Source organism: Holdemanella sp. MSK.7.32 (genome assembly GCF_024460475.1).
GTDB lineage: Bacteria > Bacillota_I > Bacilli_A > Erysipelotrichales > Erysipelotrichaceae > Holdemanella.
The window spans coordinates 21439-42227 of sequence record NZ_JANFYN010000013.1 but is presented as its reverse complement, the minus strand read 5'-3'; the positions used below and the strand labels follow the sequence as shown (position 1 = coordinate 42227).

The window sequence follows — 20789 nt, the reverse complement described above, 5'->3', positions numbered from 1 at the left end:
TTTATTTTTGTAACAAAAGATAATTGTAACGCTTCCAATATCGGTATAAAATATAACTCATGGAGGGTTATACATAATGAATAATAGAGATATTGCTAAGGTTGGTTTTGCCGTTCTTGCAGCGGTTATGAGTTATAATTTTGCAGATACTATCGTTCATGCTGAAGAAACAAGTGTTGAGCCTGTAAAAGAGACTGCACCTGTAGAAAATCAGGATGGTTTAACAAATGTTATTGATGCAGTAGTTGAAGATACAAATGTTCCTGAAAACACTGAAGAAACAAATGTTCCTGAAAACACGGAAGAAACAGATGTTCCAAAAGAAGATGAAAATGAAACTACGACAGTTGGTGGTGGTAGTGATACCAGTGCTAAATTAACTGAGGGTTGGTCAAGTGATTCTTTACAGTATGTTAAAGATGGGGCTTATGTTACGAATAGTTTTGCAGAGATTGATGGTCAAAAATATTATTTTGATGAGAATGGTAATAAGGTAACTGGTTTTAAAACAATTGGTACAGATTCTTATTACTTTAATGAATCTGGTATGATGCAGACGGGTTTACAAGTTCTTCATGATCAAGAAACGGGTATTGCCGTATATTCTTTAAGAAAAGAAGATGGTAAATTACACTACTACTTAGAGAATGGGGCTGCCTATAGTGGAATGATAAATTTAAAAGGGAAAGTTTATTATTTCGATAAAGGATTGCAGAGTGTTGGCGAAAAGCAGGCAAATGGATATTGGTACAACTTCAAAGAAGATGGTAGTTTATCTGTTGGTTTTGTGAATATGGGGAATAGTGCTAAGTACTATGATAATCTTGGAAGAAGACAAACAGGTACTTTCAAAATTGATAAAGTAACTTATAACACAGATAGCAATGGCTTTATTACTAAAGCGAGTTGGGAAGGTGTTTCTTACTATTGTCAAAATGATGGCAGATGGGCTTGGAATGTCGTTGGTAATTATTATTTTGGTGGTTCAGGATGTGTTCCTACTACAGTGACTATGATTGTAAATACAATCAATGGTACAAACTATACGCCTAATCAAGTGGGTCAAATTTTACATAATGCTGGTTACTTCAACACAAGTTCCATTGGTACTGGTGGAGAGTCTTGGCAGTTTGTTGCGAATAAATTTGGCTTGAGTTATAAGAATAATTTAAATGTAGAATCAGCTAAACAAGAATTATTAAAGGGGAATATGATTGCGGCTGCTGTTGGTGGCGGAAAATTCTGTCCATGGAATGGTGTAACGCATGAAATATTATTATTCGGTTTAGATGCACAGGGCTATACAACAGTATATGATCCATATACAAGTTCACGTAATGGTCGTGTACATATTAGTGAGGTCTTCAATCATCCATCATGGGATAGTAGTGATAGAAAGAATGGTGGTCCATTCTTCTCGTTAGGTAAACTTAGAGATCAAAATTTATATCTAGATGTATCTAAGGGAAATGCTCATGTAGGAAATGTATATTATACAGGTAAGAACGTTGAACCAGAAGTAAATCTTTCATTGAAAAATACAGCGTTGGTTCAAGGTAGAGATTATAAAGTTGTTTATTCAAATAATGTAAAACTTGGTAAAGGTACAGCTACGATTATTGGTATTAATGCCTTTACTGGTAAATTGAATGTTTCTTTTGACATTATTAAGGATGAAATGGTAAATGGAACTTATGAAATTATTTCATCTAAAAACAACAATAAAGTATTAGATGTAAAAGATGGTTCTAAATCAAATGGCGCTGGTATTCAAATTTGGGATTGGAATGCGACTGCTGCTCAACAATATGAAATTACTAAAAATCAAAATGGATACTATACAATTAAAAATGTAGGTTCTGGTTTATATTTAGGTATTACAACAAATTGGAATTCAATGTCAAACTTTAATCGCTTAGTCCAAGGTGTAAGTTCAAATTCAAAAGCAGGGCAATTTATTTTCACAAAAAACAAGAATGGTAATTGGGTGATTTCATCTGCGTGGGATCATAATTTTGTAGTTGATATGAACAATGCATCAACTGATAATGGTACTCCTATTCAAATTTTTACAAATAACGGTTCAGCAGCTCAGTCTTGGAAGTTATTAAAAATTAAGAATACTCGTGCAGAAATGGATCAAATGGCAAAAGATTATGCTGGCCTATTATCTGATGGTACATATTATATTAGTTCTTCATTGAATTCATCTTATGTATTGGATGTTAGTAATGCTGCCAAGAATGATTTTGCTAATATTCAACTATATCAATATAATGGTACAAGTGCACAAGGTTGGAAAGTCAGTCATGATTCTAAGGGATATGTAACATTTATGAATGTTGGTTCAAATAAAGTGATTGATTTATATAATGGGGTTGCCCAAAGTGGACAAAACATCAGTCAATATAGTTCTAATAATTCATATGCACAAAAATGGATTGTTTTAAAAACAAGCAATGGATTTAAAATTATGTCTGCTTTAAATACGAATTATGTATTGGATCTAAGTGGAGGTACAGTTCGTAATAGTTCTAATATTCAGGCTTATATTTCTAATGATACAAAAGCACAACGTTGGAATTTTACAAAATATGAATCTCCAAGACAAAAATTAGATAACATGGCCAAACAATATAATGCAAGTATTGAAGAAACAACGTATGTCATTTCTAATTATAAGAGTCCAAGTTATACAATTGATGTAAGTTATGGTTCTAAATCAAATGGAGCTAATGTATGGACACATCAATCAAACAACACAAATGCTCAAAAATGGAAAGTAAAGAAAGATTCAGTAGGTTATATTACGTTTATTAATATTGGATCTAACAAAGCACTTGACGTTTCAAATGCGAGTGTGAATAATGGTGCTAATATTTGGCAATATGAAGTTAACAATACATATGCCCAGAAATGGATTGCGAAAAAGAATACAGATGGTTGTTTAACTTTTATTTCTGCATTGAATTCAAACTATGTATTAGATATTAGTACTGGTGTTGTAAAAAATACACAAAATATACAGTTATACCAAAGCAACGGCACAAATGCTCAGAAATTTAAACTAACAAAAATCTAATTTTATAACCAGGCACAAAAGTGTCTGGTTATTTTTTGGTTAGATTGAAATATTTTAAATATTCATTTAAAATAGATTTATTAGAAGAGGGATAGAAAATGGATAAAAGATTAAAACCACTTTTGGCTCTCGTATTAAGTGTATTTATGTCTGTATCAACTATGACTAATATATATACAGTTCGTGCAGATGATGAAGTAACTCAAGAAGAGCCTATTGCAGAAGAAACGCAAACAGAAGAAAATGAAGATATAACTGATGATTACACAGATGAAACTTCAAATGTAGAAAACATTACTTCAGATGAAGTGCCTGCAGAAGAGGAGAAAGTTCCTGTTGAAAAGGAAGAGCCAGTTGTGGAAGAGGAGCAATTGGGTGATTCTAATATGATGGAATATTTCTTAGTCGATAATCCCGTATTATCGAATGGAGAAACAGAAAACTTTGTTCTTCCATTAAATAATGCAGAGGGGTATTCTGATTTTAGATTGACAATTCAAAAAGAGGATGGAACGACTTTTGATTTAGAAAGTACAGAACAAGTTGATAATTTAGTTAAATTTTCTAGAGTGTTTAGTGAAGAAGAAAAAGGACAATATAGTGTTACCACACTTCATTATGTATATAATGGACAAGCTTATTATTTAAACTTTAGTGATTTAGAAATGGATGTTAAATTTGGTGTGGATCAAGAATATGATGGATATGATGCTACACTACCGGATTTAACAGAGGATTCAATTAGTTCAGAAGGTATTATTGAAGTAACGGATGTAAATAAAGCTGAAGAAGAGATTGTGAATGGCGTTGCGAGTCAACCGGCTACAATGTCAGTAGATGAGTTTTCAAGACATGCGACTGGTGGAATGACAATTTGTTTGGATCCAGGACATGGTGGTAGTGATTCGGGTGCCACTGCATTTGGGGCAAAGGAATCGGATTTAACTTTAAAGATTGCTCAATATTGTAAGGAAGAATTATCTAAATATGATGTAAATGTAGTTATGACAAGAACTACAGATACTCGTTTGAGTGAAGAAGCTGCCATGGATTTGAAAAATCGTGTGGAAGTAGCTAAAAAAGCAGGTGCTTCTTACTTTATTAGTATTCATATTAATTCGGCTACAAATAGTGCTGCAAAAGGTGCAGAAGTTTATTATCCAAATACGAGTGGGAATAAGAACCTTTCTAGTAATGGACAGAATCTAGCTAAGGCGATTCAAAGTCAATTAGCTGCATTAGGTTTATATGATCGTGGTATTAAGATTCGTAACTATACGGATGGTACTACTTCTTATGATCCGACTAGTAGTGATAAGGACTATTATGGTGTTATTCGTTATGCCAAAGAAGCTGGTATTACAGGTTTGATTGTTGAACATTGTTTTATTAGTAATAAAGAAGAGTTTGATAAGTATTTAGGTTCAAATGCTAAGTTACAACAACTTGGTATTGCGGATGCGAAAGGTATTGTAAGTGCTCTTGGTTTACAACTTAAAAATCAGTCATTAGATACATTAGCTAAAGATAATCGTAATGTTTTAGTAGATGGTACATATAACATTTCATCTTTAGTTAATTCAAATCATGTTTTAGATGTAAGTAATGCTTCTACTAGCAGCGGTGCAAATGTTCAATTATGGACAAACAATAATACGCAAGCACAACAATTCAAAGTAAGTCATGACTCTCAAGGGTATGTTACTTTTACAAACACAAAATCTGGCAAGGTTTTAGATGTAAGTAATGGTATTGCAAAAAACGGAGGTAATGTTTGGCAATATACATCTAATGGTTCACGAGCTCAGAAGTGGATTGTTAAAAAAGATGGAAATGGCTATGTGATTATCTCTGCTTTAAATGAGAATTATGTGTTAGATTTAGCAAATGCTTCTACAAAGGATGGAAGCAATATTCAGGTGTATTCTTATAGAGGAACTAATTCACAGAAGTGGAAGTTCAGTAAGTTTGTTACAAAAGAACAAAAATTAGATGAATTGGCAAGTAATAATACATCTACTTTAAAAGATGGAATATATGAAATTCGTACATCAAAGAATTCGAATTATACATTAGATATTAGTAATGCTGCAACTCATAGTGGAGCTAATGTTCAGCTATGGGCATCTAATGGTACACAAGCTCAGGTATTCAAGGTTAGTCATGATTCAAAAGGGTATGTTACATTTACAAATGTTAAATCAGGAAAAGTATTAGACGTTAGTAACGGAACGGTGCGTTCAGGCCAAAATGTATGGCAATATGCTTCTAATGGAACACGAGCGCAGAAATGGATTGTTCAAAAGAGTGGTTCAGCTTATATAATAACTTCAGCATTAAATTCAAATTATGTATTGGATTTAAGTAATGGTACCGTTCGATCAGGCGGAAACATTCAAATCTATCAAAGTAATGGAACAAATGCACAAAAATGGTATTTTGAGAAACAAGTAAGTGATCGTGAAAAATGTGATTCTCTTGCGAGTACATATAAAAATTTATTGAGTGATGGTACATATTATATAAAAAATAAGAATGTAAATTATGCGGTAGACGTTTCTAATGGAAGTTTATATTCAGGTGCAAATGTTCAATTGTATTCTTTAAATCGAACAAATGCTCAAAAATGGATTGTAACTCATGATTCCCAAGGCTATGTTTCGTTTAAGAATGCTGGTTCTGGAATGTATTTAACGGCAACTGGAAGTGGAAATGGAGCAAATATCAATCAACAGAAACAATCAAGTAACTATAATCAAAAATGGATAATAGCCTATGATTCGTATGGAAATTTAAAGATTGTATCTGCATTAAATTCACGTTCAGCATTAGATGTTAGCGGTGGACATATACGTAACAGTTCAAATTTACAAGTCTATGAATCCAATAATACAAATGCACAAAAATGGGTGTTTGAATATATTAAGACAAATGCAACTGGTAGTTTAATGCAGATCATGGGTACAAGTCAGACTACAGTGGCTCAAATGGTTCGTTACTATAATGCAAATGCGAATGGTTATGACAAGTTTAATGCAAAATATAAGAATAAATATGATGGCTGTTTAGCTAAAGGTGGAGCTAGTACAATCAACCAATTTGCACAAATTTTCTATGAAGAAGCCACAGCAGAAGGTGTAAGAGCAGAAGTAGCATTTACTCAATGTATGAAAGAAACAGGTTTCTTGAAATATGGTGGAGATGTACTTCCAAACCAATATAATTTTGCGGGTATTGGTGCCACTGGTGCTGTACATGGAGCAAGTTTTAGTAATGTCAGAATGGGTATTCGTGCTCAGATTCAACATTTAAAAGCCTATGGTTCAGTATCCCCATTAACAAACCAATGTGTGGATCCAAGATTCAATCTAGTGAAACGTGGTAGTGCTCAATATGTTGAATGGTTAGGAATAAAAGAAAATCCTAATGGATATGGTTGGGCTACTTTAAAAAGCTATGGTCATGATATTGTGAACATGGTAAATGTATTATTGAAGAAATAGTAAGTTAGAGTTCAGTGATTGCTGAACTCTAATTTTGGTTATAGAAATACTTGAAAAAGAAATATTAAAATACTGTATATAAAACATAATATGATCATACAGTTATAAAAAGTTTGCACAAATCAATCGTTTGTTTGCATTTATTAACAATTTGAATCAATTACCAAATGTTCCATGATATAGTAAGTATAAAGTATTACCTATAGAAAGGAACAAAAGGGTATGAAAAAATTATTAGGTGTATTATTGGCGTTTTTTATGTGTTGTGTACCAATTGGTATACAAGCAGACGAGGAGGTGTTATCGTTTGAATATACGGGTCAAAGGATAGAGATTAAGGGAGCGTTTGTATATTACCTACTTGATGATGGTATATATGTATCTGAAGCTCCAATGGATTGTGGAAGGTATCGAGCTATTTATTCGGATGGAAGTTATATTGATTATGAAATAACTCCAAAAATAGTTCACGTGAATGTGCGATATAACAAGGATTGGAGACAGGGTGATCCAGAATTAAATCGATATTTATGTGAGTATGATGGTGACTATGAATTCATATTAAATTCTTATGTAAATGGTGACTTTAAAACAGATTATAATGATAACTACGAATTTGAATTCGAGCCAAAGAATAAGAAGGATGTAGAAATAGTTAAAACAACAATAACTCATCCAGATGTTGAATATGTTTATACAGGTTCTGATATCGTGATTGATAGTAAAGTGGATTCTATTAGTCCAATTGTATTAAAGAATGCTGGAGAATATATTGTTAGTTTTAGTGTAGATTCTAATTATTATGAATCCATTCCATTTAAAGTAACAATTCTTCCTAAAACAGTACAACTTAGATTAAATAAGTATCAAAAGTATTTTGGAGAAAAGAATCCAGTATTGGAAACAGATGATTACATATTAACAAGAGAAGTTGGCGAAGATGTTGGCAATTATAAACTTACCGCAAAAAGTAAATCAAGAAATTATAAGTATGAAATTATTGAGAATGATATGTTCACTATTTTAGAAAACAAGGCACAACAAATAAAACCAGAAGCAACTAATCATCCAAGCAATGATGAAAAGAAAGAACCATTACAATCAGTTAATGCTTCGAATAAAGATAAAAACAAATATGCAGAAGCCTCTGATAAGAATATAAATATAAACACTGAAACAAAAGTAGATAAAGAATCTGCGAAAACAGAAACAAAAGTTGTAACAGGTGTATCGAATCTTACACCAATGTATTTGTCTTTTATGACTATAAGTTTAGTAGTGATTATTAATATGTTAATTAAGAAAATAAATAAGTATATAGGAGGAGCAAACTATACAATTTAAATGCTTATAATACATATGACGAAAAAATGGGTGCTCTAAAATAATATAGGGTTATATGAAAAAACCGCTTTAATTTATTGTAGGGTTTCCGTATTAAGAAAAAAAGAATTAAATTTATGCAATGTCATTAAATTAAGTAATATCTAAAATTTATGAGTCTTACCAATAATAGGTGAGGCTCTTTTTTGTAAACGTCAAATTTGAAGGTGGCACAAAGTTAACTACAAAACAGCATGTCTTCTACAAACAAAAGCAAGAATATTAATGAAGAACTTGAATTCAAAGAAGTCTCTGGATTCGAGCATTTTACGAATCGGATGTAGCCTACACTGGTGCACCATCTCATAATGAAAAAAGAGGATTAGGTACAGATAAGCAACAGAGCAAGAAAATAAATATCCACTTTATATCAAACTACATGAAGTATCTTCTGATTCAGAAAATATAATTCAAGCATTTTTCGATCAATATGTAAAATTGTCTAACGAAAGAAAATTGAATACGTACGGAAAGACAACTTATAATATCCTTAAAACCAGACTACAAGTGATAAATGAGAAAATCGATTATGCCAAAGAAGATCATCGTTTGTATTTTTTGAATAAGATTATATCTAATTTGAATCAGTATTTATTACATGTATATCATGGAGTATCAAAAAGAATGTTGACTCTGTATTATTGCGAATACAAGTAGAGATTTAATCACAGAAAGTACAGATCCATCATGGATAAAATCAAGAATAATATTACACAGTCAGGAGTAGTCACTCGAATAATGATTCGTGATTCCATGGACCAATATGCCATGGCTAGAGGACTTGAAATTTCCTAGACGTTATCAGATGGGTACTTACAATATTTATTAGTTATACAAATTCTGCAAAGTTAAGGTTGCATAAATAAAATGAACCATCTATAATGTTCACGTAACAGAAAAGAGATAATTATATGAACATTATAGATAAACGAGTTTTAAAGAAAATAAAACAGTATGGAAAGATAAGTCAAAGACAATTGTCTGATGTTTGTGGCTTTTCATTGGGTAAAGTAAATCAGTCGATTCAGTTTCTTCAGAAAGAAGAATATATGGATGAAGAATGGAATTTAACAGAGAAGAGTACGAAATTAATCGACTTATATAAACCGAAAAAGGCAATCATCTTAGCTGCTGGTTTAGGAATGCGAATGGTTCCCATCAATACTGAGGTACCAAAGGCCTTATTAACAGTAAAAGGTGAGACATTAATTGAACGATTGATTCATCAGCTTCATGAAGTCAATGTGTATGATATTACGGTTGTGGTTGGGTTTATGAAAGAAGAATTTGAATTCTTAATTGATGAATATAAAGTGAAATTGGTTTGTAATATGGACTATGCGAAAAAGAATAATTTGCATTCTTTGGCAAAAGTTGGGTCGGATTTAATTAATACTTATATTATTCCTTGTGATATTTGGTGTGAAACCAATCCTTTTAATGCATGTGAATTATATTCTTGGTATATGGTTAAGAATCAGGAAACAGATAATACTTCAGTTCGTTTAAATAAAAAGTATGAATTAGTTAAGACAAAGCTAAATGAAGTGGGGGATACAATGATTGGTATTTCTTACATATCATTAGATGATGCTGGTTTTGTTGCTAAACGAATCTATAGTATGTCTTCACAAAGAGAGTATGAACATTGTTTCTGGGAAGATGTGTTATATGTAAAAGATAAAATGATTGTTTCTCCATATGTATTTAATGATGCGTATGAAATTAATACGTATGAACAATTAAGAGATTTGGATGAGGATAATGAAATTTTAAATTCAGATCTTATGAATATTATTAAAGATACAATTGGTTGTGAGATTTCAAAGATTGTGAATATTCAACCATTAAAAAAAGGAATGACAAACCGTTCTTTTAGTTTTGAAGTGAATTCAAAACGATATATTATGCGTGTTCCTGGTGAGGGAACAGAGAAGTTGATCAATCGTAAACATGAATATGATGTGTATCAAGCTATTAAAGATGAAAATATTTGTGATCCTGTAATCTATATGAATCCAGAAAATGGATATAAGATTACAGAATATATTCATAATGCACATGCATGTGATTCAACGGATTTTAATGATGTATCAAAGTGTATGAATAAACTTCATGCATTTCATGATAAAAAATTAAAAGTAAATCATACGTTTGAAGTGTTTGAGGAATTAGAAAAGTATGAATCATATTGGCAGGGAATACCTAGTATTTATCGGGATTATAAAACTACAAAAGCTCATATTTATGAATTAAAAGAATTTGTGGATGCACAACCAAAAGAATGGGGTTTATCTCATATTGATTCAGTTCCTGATAATTTCTTATTCTCTGATGATGAACTGTATTTAATTGATTGGGAATATGCCGGTATGCAAGATCAGCATATTGATATTGCGATGTTTGCGATTTATTCACTATATGACAGAGAAGATGTTGAAAAACTAATTGATGCATACTTTGATGGTCAATGTAAAGATTTAGTTCGTATTAAAATTTATGCTTATATTGCTATCTGCGGCTTATTGTGGAGCAATTGGTGTGAATATAAGCGTAATTTAGGAGTTGAATTTGGAGAATATTCATTAAAACAGTATCGTTATGCCAAAGAGTATTATCGTATTGTAAAAGAAGCGTTAGAAGAAAGAGGAATGAAGTTATGTACAAAGTAGAAAGAGCGATTATTATGGCAGCTGGATTTGGCTCTCGAATGAGTCCATTGACTTTAGAAACGCCAAAGCCACTAGTCAAAGTAAATGGTACGCGAATGATTGATACCGTGATTCGTGGTTTACATGAGAATGGCATTTGTGAAATCTATGTGGTTGCAGGATATTTAAAAGAACAGTTTTATAGTTTGGAGAAGGAGTATGAAGGTTTAAAAGTTATTGAGAATCCATATTATGATACATGTAATAACATTTCTTCTTTGTATGTCGCAAGAGAATATTTGGATAACACAATTATTTTAGATGGGGATCAAATGATTTTTAATACCGATATCTTGAAACCAGAGTTTGAGCGTTCGGGCTACAACAGTGTGTATGTTGAAAATGGAACGAATGAATGGCTTCAACAAGTAGAAAATGGGATTGTGACTTCTTGTAGTCGTACGGGAGGTCAAAAAGGTTGGCAACTTTATAGTATTTCTAGATGGAATACAGAAGATGGCCAACAATTGAAAAAGGATTTGGAAGAAGAATTTGATGTGAAACAAAATCGACAAATCTATTGGGATGATGTGGCAATGTTCTGTCATCCAGATCACTACCAATTGGGTGTTATGCCCATGAAGGCGAGTGATGTTGTAGAAATTGATGGATTGGATGAATTAGTTCAGATGGATCCTTCATATAGTAAGTATTTGAAAGGAGTTCAAAATGAAAAATAAAATCGATTGGATGATTACATTATTACCACTATGTATTATTGTTGCATTGTGTGTTGTATTCTTTATTGCTCCAGAACAGTCAAATGTTGTATTAAGTCAAATTCGATTCTTCTTTGGAGATACATTTGGAAGTTACTATTTAGTTATTGGACTAGGCATTTTTATTCTATCCATCTATATTGCCTTTTCTAAATATGGTGATATTGTTTTAGGAAATAAAGGCGAAAAGCCAAAATATTCATTCTTTGCCTGGGGATCTATGATGTTTACTTGTGGATTGGCTGCAGACATTCTTTTCTATTCATTTTCTGAATGGGTGATGTATGCATCAGATCCACATATTAAAGAAATGGGTTCAATTCAAGAATGGGCTGGGGTATACCCATTATTTCACTGGAGTTTAATTCCATGGAGTTTCTATTTGGTATTAGCTGTAGCCTTTGGATTTATGCTTCATGTTCGTAAGAGAAATCGTCAAAAGTATTCTGAGGCATGTCGACCAATTCTTGGAAAATATACAGACAAATGGCCAGGAAGAATCATTGACTTATTAGCCGTATTTGCACTTCTTGCAGGAACTGCCACAACATTTAGTGTTGCGACACCATTAATGGCTACAATTATTCAAGATCTATTTCATTTAACAATTAGTCGTACAGCTATCAATATTGTGATTTTAATCATTACTTGTATTGTGTATACATATTCATTATTACATGGATTTAAAGGAATTAGTCGTTTGGCAAACCTATGTATCTATCTTTTCTTTGGACTATTAGCCTTTGTCTTATTATTCGGTGGACAGACCCGTTATATTATTGAATCTGGATTGACTTCTTTGGGTACAATGGTTGAAAACTTTATTGGCTTATGTACATTTACAGATCCATTACGCTCAACAAATTTCCCACAAAACTGGACAATTTACTATTGGGCATATTGGATGGTATGGTGTGTTGCTGCTCCATTCTTTATTGGAAGTATTTCTAGAGGAAGAACTGTAAGACAAACGATTCTAGGTGGTTATGTATTTGGTGTTGGCTCTACATTGATTAGTTTTATTGTATTAGGTAACTATTCTATGGGACTACAAATGCAAGGTATGGCCGATTTTATGGCGCAATATGCACAAAATGGTGACTTATACGGCATGATTGTCAATATTATTAAAACACTACCTTGCGCACCAGTCGTTATGGTTGTAGTTTTACTTACAATGATTGCCTTCTATGCCACTTCATTTGATTCTATCGCATTAACAGCTTCTTGCTATTGCTATCACGAATTAGAAGAAGATGCACAACCAAATTGGATCATTCAATTAATGTGGTGTATCCTATTAATTCTACTTCCAATCGCGTTGTTGTTTGCACAAAGTTCGATGAACAATCTTCAAAGTGTGAGTATTATTGCAGCCTTCCCGATTGGTATTGTTATTGTAATGATTGCACTTAGCTTCTTAAAGGATGCAAAGCCAAAAGAATAATGTAATAAAAAAACATAGTTAAATGAATATGCATTGTTATTGTTGTATGACATAGATAACTTTTTATATTAATGTATTGACAAAGATAGATTGTTAAATTAAAAAATAATTTTGTAAATACATAGTCTTACATTTAAAATATAGTGTACATATGACGGAAAAGGAGCTGAACGCCATAAGTAATAAAATTTACTTATTCGTTACAACCCCTTTTGTATTATAAAGAAGTCATTAAGATGTCTGTATGCGTTTATATTTAGTTGGTTATAAAAATAGTGATCTGTATTTTCTAAAATATTCTATATGTAAAGCAAATTTTATACAATTTATTTTGTTTCTTAATATTTTTAATATTTGGCTTAAGTAAAGTATATCTTTGATTTTTTAAGCTTATTGTTTCAAATTTTAATTGTTAAATGGTAATTGACATATTATATATATAGGATAAAATTATTAAGCAATAGTTTTATTGTGGAATAAGTATGACTGTTGTAAGGTAATAGGAATAAAAATGATATATTTAGATGATATTAGAAATAGCTGGCTTACCGCATTTTTGATTGATTCGTTCATCTTCTACTAATTTATGGGTAGGGAGTAGTGTATCTAAAATTTAATATTTCATTGCTTATTAAGACTTGTTAAATTCGAATAAGCTTTTTTTTATGTTTATAGGAATGGGAGAGTATTATGTATAGAAAGAATGCAAATGGGTGGTTGAAGCATATCGATTTTATCATTCTGGATATGATATGTTTACAAATTGCATTTATGATGGCATATTTTATTAAGAATGGAAATATACATCTATATAATAATTTCTTATATAGGAATATGGCTATCATATTAGAAGTAGCTGATTTAATGGTTTTACTGATTTTTGGTACATTAAAGGGTGTATTAAAAAGAGGGCATTATCAAGAGTTTGTAAAAACATTAAAACATGGTTTTATTGTTTGCTTATTGGCTGTTTTATATTTATTTACTGTTCAAAAAGGAGTTTTCTTTTCGAGATTTATTTTATTCTTAACAATTGGTATTTATTTTATATTGATTTATATAGTAAGAGAACTGTGGAAGAGTCATATAAAAAAAGGTGTTAATAGTGGTAAAAGAAGAAAATTATTAATGGTTACATCTACTACTATTGCTGATAAAGTAATTGAGAATGTTGAGAAGAATAATTATTCTCGTTATTACATTGTTGGTGTTGCTTTATTGGATAAGGATTTAATTGGAAATCAAATTAATAATGTTTCTGTCGTAGCTAATAATGAAACAGTAGCTATGTATGCTTGTAAAGAATGGGTAGATGAAGTATTAATTGTTTTACCTAAAGAGATTGCATATCCAAATACTTTGATTGAACAATTAACATTGGCTGGTATTACAGTCCATATGAATTTAGCTAAGGTTGTGAATTCACCTGGTAAGAAACAGTTTGTTGAAAAAATCGGTGATTACACGGTTCTTACTACAAGTATAAATTATGCTTCTTTGAATGAATTATTCTTAAAAAGGGTATTTGACATTATCTGTGGTTTATTAGGATGTATATTAACACTAGGTATCTGTATCTTTATTGGACCTGCAATCTATATTGCTAGTCCAGGACCCATCTTCTTTTCACAAGAAAGAGTTGGTAAGAATGGTAAGAAATTTAAGATGTATAAATTTCGAAGTATGTATTTAGATGCAGAAGAAAGAAAAGCAGAATTAATGAAAGACAATAAGCTTGGAGATGGGAAAATGTTTAAACTTGATTTTGATCCTCGAGTTATTGGAAATAAAGTAATGCCTGATGGATCACATAAAACAGGTATTGGTGAATTCATTCGTAAAACGAGTTTGGATGAATTTCCACAATTTTTTAATGTATTAAAAGGAGATATGTCTATAGTAGGAACTAGACCTCCTCTAATATCAGAAACAAATCTATATGAATATCAACACTTTGCAAGACTTGCTATAAAACCAGGAATCACAGGTATGTGGCAAGTGAGTGGAAGAAGTGAAATTATAGATTTTGATGAAGTAGTTAAACTAGATAAATATTATATAGAGAATTGGAATCTTGGTTTAGATATTAAGATTCTATTAAAAACAGTACTAGTTGTAGTATGTAAAAAGGGTGCTGTTTAAATTTATGATTGAAAGGAATATAAAATGGAACAAAAAGAAATGAAGGTTTGTCTTGTTGGGTCTTCAGGTGGTCACTTGACACATTTATATATGTTGAAACCATTTTGGAAGGATAAGAATCGTTTTTGGGTTACATTTGATAAAGAGGATGCTAAAAGTGTATTAGAAGGTGAAAAGATGTATCCTTGTTATTATCCAACAAATAGAAGTATAAAAGCTTTAATTAAAAATACACGTATTGCGTGGAAGGTATTACGTAAAGAAAAACCAGATTTAATTATCTCTTCAGGTGCTGCCGTAGCCGTACCGTTTTTTTATTTAGGTAAAATGATGGGAGCTAAGTTAATTTATATAGAAGTGTTCGACAGAATTGATAAACCAACAATGACAGGTAAGATGGTATATCCAATTGTAGATAAGTTTATTGTTCAATGGGATGAACAAAAAAAGGTATATCCAAAAGCAATAAACCTTGGAAGTATTTTCTAGTGAGGTAAATCATGATATTTGTAACAGTAGGAACGCATGAGCAACCATTTAATAGACTTGTGCAAGAAATAGATAATCTAAAAAGAGATGGTGTGATTACTGAGAATGTTATTATACAAACTGGTTATAGCACATATGAACCAAAGTATTGTCAATGGGATAAATTTATTCCATATAAACAAATGATTAAAAATGTAGAGGATGCTCGTATTGTGATAACTCATGGAGGACCAGCAAGTTTTATAATGCCTCTTCAGATAGGTAAAACACCAATTGTTGTGCCAAGACAAAAGAAATTTGATGAACATGTTAATGATCATCAAGTTGAATTTGCTAGAAACGTGGCTCAAAGAATGGGAACTATTATTCCAGTAGAAGATATTAATGAATTGGGTGGAATAATTAAGAATTATGATGAAATTTGTGCAAACATGGGGAACAGTATGTTCAATAACAATGAATTGTTTTGTGAGAATTTAAAAAAAATAGTTGATAGTATGTTTTAGAGGGATATATTGAAAAAGAATATGAAAAAAATACTAATTATTAGTACAGTTGGATTAATATATGATGGAATAACTAGTGTGATTACATCTTACCTTGAAGCAATGGATAAATCTGGATTGGATATATATGTTGTTTCAACTATTAAATCTGAAGCTAAAATAGAAGAAAAGTTGAATTGCATGGGTTGTAAAGTAGTTTATATGCCATCTAGAAAAGAAAATACAATCAAATATTTTTTGTCTCTTATAGCGTTTATACGTAAAAATAACATTGATGTAGTACATGCGCATGGTAATAGTGGAACATTAGCTGTTGAAATGGTTGCAGCATGGTTGGGTGGATCTAAAAAGCGAATCGCTCATTCACATAACACTAAATGTAACCAGGTAAAAGCAGATAAAATTTTAAGACCCATATTTAATATGTTTTACACAGATGGCTTGGCATGTGGAGAAGATGCGGGTAAATGGTTATTTGGAAATAAAAAGTTCGAAGTTTTAACAAATGGACGTGATATTGATGTATATAGATTTAATGTAAATAAAAGAAATTGCATACGTTCTTTATATAACATTGATAAAGAGATTGTTATTGGGCATGTTGGTGGTTTTTTTGAACAAAAAAATCATAAGTTTTTAACTGCAATTTATAAAGAAATCAGAAAAATTGAACCAACATGTAAATTATTTATGATTGGCGACGGTCCTTTAAAAAATGAAATTGAAACAGAATGCAAAGGCTTAAATGTTATATTTACTGGGGCTATTGATAATGTTGCAGATTATTTAAATGCTATGGATGGTATGCTGTTACCTTCACTATTCGAGGGATTACCATTAGTAGCAATAGAATGGCAGATTAATGGATTGCCCTGTATTTTTTCTGATGCAATCACAAAAGAATGTATTTTAACAAATAATGTTGAAAGTTATTCTTTGGATTGTTCTCCAAAAATTTGGGCTCAACATATAATTGAAATGTGTAAGTCGAATAATAGAGAAAAAGCTTCAAATACTTCTTATGCAAAATTAATTGATTCAAAATACAATTTAAACAAGAATGTAGGTAGATTAAAACAAATATATATAGGGTGATAGAATGAAAGTATTAAATTTATTATCTGCTGGTGGTGTTGGTGGAATTGAACAGTTGTGTACAAATATAGCTAAGTATGCTAAATATGAAAATATATTTTGTTTTTTATTTGAAGAAGGCGAAATATATAATGAAATGAAGGATAAAGGATATAGTGTCATTTCGTTGGTAGATTGTTCAGCGAATAAATATTCAAAAAAACGATGGGATAAGTTATGTGAATTAGTGCATGAGGCAGATATTATTGTTACCCACCATTGTACGATTGCATTGCATGCGTATTATATAGCTTTGGCAAAGAAATTTCATACAAAAAAATTTGTTATGACGATACATTCTTGTTTCGATAAAGAAACTAATTATAGTTATGGATCTAATCTTAAAAATTTATTTGCAAAAATATGTATAAAATATTCTTTAAAAGAATCGGATAAAGTTATTTTTGTTTCGGAAGCTGGAAGAAATTCTTATTTAGAAGAATTTGATATTGATGTTTATAAAACTACTGTAGTTTATAACGGTGTTGAGTTAATAGATACTGGTATTAATACCAAGATATTTGAAAATAATGATTGTATACAAATCACTTATATTGGTAGATTAGAAAAAATAAAAGGCGTCGATTTATTAATTCACGCTGCACAAAAATTAAAAGATAATAATATAAAATTTAAAATTTGGATTATTGGTGATGGCAGCTATAGAGATGATCTCGAAAAGGTGAGCAAAAAACTGAATTTAGTAAATGAGATTGAATTTATGGGAATCAAAAGAAATATTGGTGATTATTTAATAGATACCGATATATTTGTTTATCCTTCAGTATGTCAAGAAGTCTTCGGAATATCAATTGTAGAGGCAATGTCTTACGGTGTTCCTTGTATAGCTAATAACGTAGGAGGTATTCCTGAAATTATAAAAAACGACATTAATGGATATGTATCTGATGAAAAAAATTCAGAGCAAATCTATAAATGTATATGTAAATACATTGATCTTAGTAGGGATTCTAAAGTTAGAATGAAAAATAATTGTATTGAAACAGCAAATAGATTTAGTATTCAAAATACTATTTATAATTTAGAAAGGGAACTAAAAGAATTGATGTAATATGATTAAAAGTAAGTATGAGTTAAAAGAATACATGGATCAAGATAAATTACAACTTGGTATTACTAGAAAGTATCCACGACCATTCACTGATGAAATTTGGAAATATGAGCGAGCGTTAAGAAAATATGAGTATTGGTTAAATAATTCAAATCATAATATTTGTGTAAAAATAATAGGATTATTTTTTTCTAAATTAAAGTGGCACAGACTAGGAGTAAAGTTGGGAATATCCATTGGACCAAATGTTTGTGGAAAAGGATTGAGTATAGCTCATATTAATTGTATTAATATTAATCAAAATGCTGTTATAGGTGAGAATTGTCGAATACATGAAGGTGTTACAATAGGTGCATCAGGTGGAAGTGAAGCACCTAAAATAGGAGATAATGTTTTTTTTGCTTCTGGTTGTAAAGTCATGGGTGATGTAGTTATTGCGAATAAATGTGTTGTTGGTGCAAATGCTGTTGTGGTTAAATCCGTATATGAAGAAGGTATAACACTTGGTGGAATACCAGCAAAAAAAATTAGTAACAATAATTCAGAAAAATTTGTTTATTGGTATAAGTAAAAAATAGGAGGATTTGGTGTGAAAAAATTAAAAATTAATTTAAAAGATTGTTTAATATATTTTCTAATTATACCATTTGTTTATCCTAAGGGTTTTTCTGAATACTTTCATATATATAAAACATTTTTTACTATATGGTTATATATTTCTATAATAATAATTTATTTAATTTGTATAGTCGAATGTATAAAATTTAAAAAGAAAATATATAATTATACTTTTTTAGGAAGTTTTATCTTATATTTTCTTGTATTGTTTGTTATTACGCTTTTTTGTAGAAATACATTTACTGATACGTTACAAAAGATATTTGTTCCACCAGCATTATGCTTTTTATGTTATAAATATTTTACTTCAAGCCCATATAGATTAATAAAAATTACAAACAATGTTTTGTCGTTATTGTTTTTTTTGAATTTAACCTTTTTTAATCCTTTATTTTGTAGAAATTATTTTGCTCCAATTACTAATCATTTAACTTTTTTAGGACATGTACAAACAGGTGCACAACTTGGAATGTTACTTATTATATTATCATATATAGAATATAAGTATTTTAATAAATGTAGAAGTAAATTTATAAGGCAAATACTACTGTCATTCGGTACTATGTTATTATCATTTACGAGTGCATCTTATATTTCTATTATTTTAATTGTAATATTTTTTATTATATATAAGTTTAAATTATATGATTTATTAAATATTAATAGTATTATTTACATTATTATATATCTATTAATTAATTTCGTCATGTTGTTTTACATTAAAAATAATGTTAGTGCTTTCGAAATATTTGGTTTTTCTTTAAATGGTAGAGGTTTTATATGGAAAGAGGCTATGAATACTATTTCCAATAATTTCATTTATGGTTATGGTTCTCACGGAGTACTAATAAAAGTTTTTTGGAGTGCATGGACCGGAGATGGTTTAGGAATGAATTATATGCACAACCAGATACTCCAGGTTTTATTAGATGGCGGTATGATTTTATTTATACCTTTTATTTTTCTTTTATGTAGTTCATTTAATAGCGTTAATAAAGTTAAAGATAGAAAAAATCGTTATTGGCTTACATGCTTTATTTTAGTAAATTTATTAGTAATGACATTTGAAAGCACAATGGAATATTTTTATATTTTTTATATTTTTTGCATTTATGCTTACATGCCATATATAGTGAAATTGCGAGGTAATAATTAATGAATAATTTTGATAAGAATAAAGTAAAATTACAGAATGTAATTCTAATGATTGCAAAAGAAATTGTAAAATTGTGTGATGAAAATAATATTCCTTATTTTATAAATGGTGGCACACAATTAGGGGCAATCCGGCATAAAGGCTTTATTCCTTGGGACGATGATTTTGATATTGGAATGCTTAGAGCAGATTATGAAAAGTTTTTAAAAGTCTGTGAAGAACAATTAGATTATAATAAATATTTTTTACAAACAGAAGATACAGAAAAGTATTATGCTTTTAATTTTGCTAAAATACAATTAAAAGGGACTTGTATAATTGAGGATTTTTCAAAGAATGTACAAATAGAACATGGAATATTCGTCGACATTTTTCCGTATGATAATATACCAGATAAGGCGATGAAAAGACGTTTTTTCTTTATGTATAATCATATCTTAAAAAATTTGTTATGGATTAAATGTGGATATGGAGATGATACACAAAAAAATGCTATTTCTTATAAATGTATGTTATTTATTTCTCATTTCTTTTCTATAGAAAGATTAAAAAAAAGGCGTAAACAATTAATGAATCAGTATAATAATCAAATAACAAAGAATTGTATAACAAGTGATTATCCAGGCGATATTTTAAAAAATGAATGGTTCGAAGATTTTGTTAAATACAAATTTGAAGATGTAGAATTTTTAGGCTTTAAAAAATATGATGAATATCTAAAAAATCTTTATGGAGATTACATGAAAATACCCAAAGAGTCTGATAGAGTGACACATTCGAATTATGATATTGATTTTGGTGTTTATGATTCGTTATTGGAGGAATAA

The 20789-nt window shown here is 30.2% G+C and carries 14 protein-coding genes; all 14 read left to right on the top strand.

What is annotated here, in order from left to right:
• Positions 1-76: 76 nt before the first annotated feature.
• The 14 genes from NE544_RS04755 (at position 77) to NE544_RS04690 (ending at position 20789) form a co-directional block, all read left to right on the top strand.
• A complete protein-coding gene (locus NE544_RS04755; RefSeq protein ID WP_256268520.1) occupies positions 77-3082 on the top strand; it encodes an RICIN domain-containing protein in 3006 nt (1001 codons plus the stop codon).
• A 98-nt stretch (positions 3083-3180) separates the two neighbouring features.
• Positions 3181-6585, top strand: coding sequence for an RICIN domain-containing protein (locus tag NE544_RS04750; RefSeq protein WP_256268519.1), 3405 nt, complete (start codon positions 3181-3183; stop codon positions 6583-6585).
• A gap of 222 nt (positions 6586-6807) precedes the next feature.
• Positions 6808-7929, top strand: coding sequence for a hypothetical protein (locus NE544_RS04745; RefSeq protein ID WP_256268518.1), 1122 nt, complete (start codon positions 6808-6810; stop codon positions 7927-7929).
• Between the two features lie 950 nt (positions 7930-8879).
• Entirely contained in the window at positions 8880-10640 is a 1761-nt protein-coding gene (locus NE544_RS04740) for a phosphotransferase (RefSeq protein WP_256268517.1), read from the top strand.
• The gene (locus NE544_RS04735) at positions 10628-11359 is read left to right on the top strand and encodes an NTP transferase domain-containing protein (protein ID WP_256268516.1); all 732 of its coding nucleotides are present in this window, start codon (positions 10628-10630) and stop codon (positions 11357-11359) included. The genes NE544_RS04740 and NE544_RS04735 overlap by 13 nt, the downstream gene beginning before the upstream one ends.
• A complete protein-coding gene (locus NE544_RS04730) occupies positions 11349-12845 on the top strand; it encodes a BCCT family transporter (protein ID WP_256268515.1) in 1497 nt (498 codons plus the stop codon). Before NE544_RS04735 ends, NE544_RS04730 begins: the two co-directional genes overlap by 11 nt.
• A 690-nt stretch (positions 12846-13535) precedes the next feature.
• Positions 13536-14987 (top strand): sugar transferase, encoded by a 1452-nt coding sequence (locus NE544_RS04725; protein ID WP_256268514.1) that lies wholly within the window; start codon positions 13536-13538, stop codon positions 14985-14987.
• Positions 14988-15011: 24 nt separating this feature from the next.
• Positions 15012-15476: a PssD/Cps14F family polysaccharide biosynthesis glycosyltransferase gene (gene pssD, locus NE544_RS04720; RefSeq protein WP_256268513.1), complete on the top strand. Its 465-nt coding sequence runs from the start codon at positions 15012-15014 to the stop codon at positions 15474-15476.
• An 11-nt stretch (positions 15477-15487) separates the two neighbouring features.
• The gene (locus tag NE544_RS04715) at positions 15488-15982 is read left to right on the top strand and encodes a glycosyltransferase (RefSeq protein WP_256268512.1); all 495 of its coding nucleotides are present in this window, start codon (positions 15488-15490) and stop codon (positions 15980-15982) included.
• A 9-nt stretch (positions 15983-15991) separates the two neighbouring features.
• A complete protein-coding gene (locus tag NE544_RS04710) occupies positions 15992-17077 on the top strand; it encodes a glycosyltransferase family 1 protein (protein WP_256268511.1) in 1086 nt (361 codons plus the stop codon).
• Positions 17078-17081: 4 nt separating this feature from the next.
• Positions 17082-18188 carry a glycosyltransferase family 4 protein gene (locus NE544_RS04705; RefSeq protein WP_256268510.1) on the top strand — a complete coding sequence of 369 codons (1107 nt, stop codon included), beginning with the start codon at positions 17082-17084 and terminating at the stop codon, positions 18186-18188.
• Position 18189: 1 nt separating this feature from the next.
• A complete protein-coding gene (locus tag NE544_RS04700) occupies positions 18190-18759 on the top strand; it encodes a serine O-acetyltransferase (RefSeq protein WP_256268509.1) in 570 nt (189 codons plus the stop codon).
• Positions 18760-18777: 18 nt separating this feature from the next.
• Positions 18778-19962, top strand: coding sequence for an O-antigen ligase family protein (locus NE544_RS12305; RefSeq protein WP_256268508.1), 1185 nt, complete (start codon positions 18778-18780; stop codon positions 19960-19962).
• Positions 19962-20789, top strand: a complete 828-nt coding sequence (locus NE544_RS04690) for a phosphorylcholine transferase LicD (protein ID WP_256268507.1) — start codon at positions 19962-19964, stop codon at positions 20787-20789. Before NE544_RS12305 ends, NE544_RS04690 begins: the two co-directional genes overlap by 1 nt.

Coding starts and splice junctions, on each gene's coding strand:
- NE544_RS04700 (WP_256268509.1), top strand. CDS start 18,190: ATGATTAAAAGTAAGTATGAGTTAAAAGAATACATGGATCAAGATAAA.
- NE544_RS04690 (WP_256268507.1), top strand. CDS start 19,962: ATGAATAATTTTGATAAGAATAAAGTAAAATTACAGAATGTAATTCTA.
- NE544_RS04715 (WP_256268512.1), top strand. CDS start 15,488: ATGATATTTGTAACAGTAGGAACGCATGAGCAACCATTTAATAGACTT.
- NE544_RS04740 (WP_256268517.1), top strand. CDS start 8,880: ATGAACATTATAGATAAACGAGTTTTAAAGAAAATAAAACAGTATGGA.
- pssD (WP_256268513.1), top strand. CDS start 15,012: ATGGAACAAAAAGAAATGAAGGTTTGTCTTGTTGGGTCTTCAGGTGGT.
- NE544_RS04725 (WP_256268514.1), top strand. CDS start 13,536: ATGTATAGAAAGAATGCAAATGGGTGGTTGAAGCATATCGATTTTATC.
- NE544_RS04745 (WP_256268518.1), top strand. CDS start 6,808: ATGAAAAAATTATTAGGTGTATTATTGGCGTTTTTTATGTGTTGTGTA.
- NE544_RS04730 (WP_256268515.1), top strand. CDS start 11,349: ATGAAAAATAAAATCGATTGGATGATTACATTATTACCACTATGTATT.
- NE544_RS04735 (WP_256268516.1), top strand. CDS start 10,628: ATGTACAAAGTAGAAAGAGCGATTATTATGGCAGCTGGATTTGGCTCT.
- NE544_RS04705 (WP_256268510.1), top strand. CDS start 17,082: ATGAAAGTATTAAATTTATTATCTGCTGGTGGTGTTGGTGGAATTGAA.
- NE544_RS04755 (WP_256268520.1), top strand. CDS start 77: ATGAATAATAGAGATATTGCTAAGGTTGGTTTTGCCGTTCTTGCAGCG.
- NE544_RS04750 (WP_256268519.1), top strand. CDS start 3,181: ATGGATAAAAGATTAAAACCACTTTTGGCTCTCGTATTAAGTGTATTT.